The sequence below is a fragment of the Plasticicumulans sp. genome (genome assembly GCF_035331805.1).
Taxonomy (GTDB): domain Bacteria; phylum Pseudomonadota; class Gammaproteobacteria; order Competibacterales; family Competibacteraceae; genus Plasticicumulans.
Genome location: NZ_DAOLKE010000372.1, coordinates 1 through 3,213, shown reverse-complemented (window position 1 = coordinate 3,213; position 3,213 = coordinate 1). Strand labels below are relative to the sequence as shown.

Annotated in this window: 4 protein-coding genes; all 4 read left to right on the top strand. The window is 72.3% G+C overall.

Translation table 11 applies throughout. The annotated features are described in order from the left end of the window. On the top strand, positions 1-392 hold a 392-nt coding region (locus tag PKE44_RS17020), incomplete at its 5' end, for an ATP-binding cassette domain-containing protein (protein ID WP_324553644.1). A gap of 151 nt (positions 393-543) precedes the next feature. Then, the gene (locus tag PKE44_RS17015; RefSeq protein ID WP_324553642.1) at positions 544-1,521 is read left to right on the top strand and encodes a PQQ-dependent catabolism-associated beta-propeller protein; all 978 of its coding nucleotides are present in this window, start codon (positions 544-546) and stop codon (positions 1,519-1,521) included. Positions 1,522-1,539: 18 nt separating this feature from the next. Next, on the top strand, positions 1,540-2,715 hold the full coding sequence (locus PKE44_RS17010) for an ABC transporter substrate-binding protein (protein WP_324553640.1): 1,176 nt from the start codon (positions 1,540-1,542) through the stop codon (positions 2,713-2,715). Positions 2,716-2,788: 73 nt separating this feature from the next. Then, positions 2,789-3,213 (top strand): SWIM zinc finger family protein (locus tag PKE44_RS17005; RefSeq protein ID WP_324553638.1); only part of this gene is annotated, 425 nt, incomplete at its 3' end.

The window sequence follows — 3,213 nt, the reverse complement described above, 5'->3', positions numbered from 1 at the left end:
GCATCGACGCCGAGCTGGCCCGCCTCGGCCTGACCGAGCGCGCGCACGAGCCGGCGCGGGCGCTGTCCGGCGGCAACCGCCGCAAGGTGGAGCTGGCGCGCGCGCTGGTGCACGAGCCTGACGTGCTGCTGATGGACGAGGCCACGGTCGGCCTCGACCCGGCCTCGCGCCGGCAGCTGCTCGATGACGTGCTGGCCCTGAAGCACGCGCGCGGTGTCGGCGTGCTGTGGGCCTCGCATCTGGTCGATGAGGCCGAGCGCGCCGATCGCGTCGTCGTGCTGCACCGCGGGCACGTGCTGTTCACCGGCACGCCGGCGGCACTGGTGGCCGAACGCGGGGCCGCGAACCTCGCCGATGCCTTCCTGGCCATGACCGGCGGGGCCAGCGACTGAACGTCCGCGCTCCGGGCGGACTTTCCGGGAATTCTTCCCGAATCGCCGGCCTGCGGGTTTGCAGGGCGCGCCGGCGGCGGCAAGGTGCGCAGTCCCGCAGACGCATCCACCCCAGGAAAACCCGGATCAGACCTCCGGAGGAGACCCGCCGATGAACCGCATGCATCCGCTCGCCGTGGCGCTCGCCGCCGCGCTCCTGGCCGCGCCGGCCGTCGCGAAGGACACCGGCCTGGTGTTCATCAGCAGCGAGAAGGACAACGCCGTGACCGCGCTCGACGGCAAGACGCTCGAAGTCGTCAAGGTGATCCCGACCGGCAAGCGCCCGCGCGACCTGATGTTCAGCCCCGATCACACGAAGCTCTACGCCGCCTGCGGCGATGCGGACCGCGTCGACGTGATCGACGTGGCCACACTCGCCGTCACCGGGCGCATCCCGGTCGGCGAGGACCCGGAGATGTTCGACCTGAGCCCGGACGGCAAGACGCTGTACGTGTCGCGCGAGGAGGATTCCGTACTTGGCATCATCGATCTCGCGACCAGGAAGCAGACCGGCGAGGTCAAGGTCGGCGGCGAGCCCGAGGGCGTGCTGGTGTCGGCCGACGGCAAGACCGTCTACGTGACCTCCGAGGTCGCGAGCCTGGTCTCGGCCGTCGATCCGGTCGCCGGCAAGGTCATGAAGACCGCCAAGGTCGGCAACCGCCCGCGCCGTTTCGCGATGACGCCGGACGGCACGCAGCTCTGGGTCACCAACGAACTCGGTGCCAGCGTCAGCATCATCGAGACCGCCGGCCACACGGTCGCCGCGACCCTGAAGTTCGAGCCGAAGGGCTTCCGCGCCGATGATGTCTCGCCGGTCGGCATCACGATGAGCGCCGATGGCAGGACGGCGTATGTCGCGCTCGGCAAGGCCAACCACGTCGCCGTCGTCGATGTCGCCAGCCGCGCGGTGCAGGACTACATCCTGGTCGGCAAGCGCGCCTGGGGCCTCACGCTCGATCGCAGCGGCCAGCGCCTGTTCGTCGCCAACGGCCTCAGCGACGATGTCTCGGTCGTCGACACCGCCACGCGCAAGGCCGTCAAGACCATCCGCGCCGGGCGCGTGCCGCACAGCATCGCGATCGACGACTGAACCCGGAGAACCCGCCCCATGCGCCGCCTGCGCCTCGCCGCCTGTCTTGCTGCCGTCCTCGTCGTCACGCCGGCCATCGCCGCCGAGCTGGCGATCGGCTTTCTCGGCCTCGCCGATGATCCGCGCTACGAGCGCACGCGCCTCGAACACCAGTTCCAGGGCCAGCCCGGCGGCTCGCCGCTCGCCGGGGCCGAGGTCGCGATCGAGGAATCGGAGTTCGCGGCCGAGGCGCAGGGGCTGAAGCTTCGGCTCGACAGCGCCGAGGCCGCGGGCGATGACGCCGCCAGCGTGCGCGGCGCGTTCGACGGCCTCGTCGCCGGCGGCGCGAAGTTCGTGCTCGTCGACCTGCCGCCGGCGGCGCTCGATGCGCTGGCGCAGGCGACGCGCACGGGCGGCGTGACGCTGATCAACGTCTCGGCCGGCGACGATGCGCTGCGCGCCGCGCGCTGCCAGCCGCAGCTGCTGCACACGATGCCGTCCGAGGCCATGCTCGCCGACGGCCTCGCGCAGTACCTGGTGTCGCGCAAGTGGCGCAAGGTGCTGGTGCTGGTCGGCCCGCGCCCCGAGGACCAGCTGCGGCTTGCGGCCTTCACGGCCGCCGCCAGGCGTTTCGGGCTGAAGATCGTCGACACGCGCAGCTTCCGGTTGTCGAACGACCCGCGCGAGCGCGATCTCGGCAACGTCGCGCTGCTGACCGCCGGCGAGGACTACGACGCGCTCTATATCGCCGATACCGACGGCGAGTTCGCGCGCGACGCCAACTACCGCGGCCAGCTGCCGCGCCCGACGGTCGGCTCGGCCGGACTGGCGCCCGAGGCCTGGCACTGGTCCTGGGAGCGCAACGGCGCGCCGCAGCTCAACAACCGCTTCCTGAAGCACGCGAAGCGCCCGATGCGCGGCGCCGACTGGGCGGCCTGGGTCGCGGTCAAGGCGCTGGTCGAGGCCGCCGGCCACGTGCCGGACGCCGATCCGGCGAAGCTGCTCGCCTACCTGCGCGGGCCGGAGCTGGTCGTCGACGGCTTCAAGGGCGCGCGGCTGTCGTTCCGCGCCTGGGACGGCCAGCTGCGCCAGCCGGTGTTCCTCGCCTTCGGCAACGGCGTGGCCGCGAGCGCCCCGGTCGACGGCTTCCTGCACCCGGTCAACGCCCTCGACACGCTCGGCCCGGACCAGCCGGACACGCAGTGCCGGCGCTGAGCCGCCACGCGCATCTCCTGCGGATGCGGCATCATCCGCAGCCCGGTTTGCCGGGCCGCAGGAGATCGTCGCCATGTCCGAAACCCTCGAAACCCTGCTGACGCCGATGACGCTGGTGCGCAGCACCGACCGCGCGACGCTGCAGCGTGCGCAGCCCTACGCCGAAGGCGATGCCATCACCTGGCTCACGGTCGAGCCGCAGCGGCTGGAAGCCCGCGTGCAGGGTTCGCGCCCGCAGCCCTACGTGGTCGAATTCGCCGTGCGCAACGACGAGCTGAGGCGCCGCTGCAACTGCCCGATGGGCAACGAGGGCGGCTTCTGCAAGCACCTCGCCGCCGTGGCGCTCGCCTGGCTGGCCGGGCGCGCCGCCGCCGGACTCACCGAGGGCGAGCTGCCGACCATCCGCCGCCACCTGCAGTCGCTGCCGGCAGCGGAGCTGGTCGAGCTGCTGATGCAGCACGCCGTCGAGGACCAGGCCCTGCGCGCGCGCCTGCTGCG

Bases quoted from the DNA above. Each gene is read 5' to 3' on its own strand.
- PKE44_RS17015 (WP_324553642.1), top strand. From the start codon at position 544: ATGAACCGCATGCATCCGCTCGCCGTGGCGCTCGCCGCCGCGCTCCTG.
- PKE44_RS17010 (WP_324553640.1), top strand. From the start codon at position 1,540: ATGCGCCGCCTGCGCCTCGCCGCCTGTCTTGCTGCCGTCCTCGTCGTC.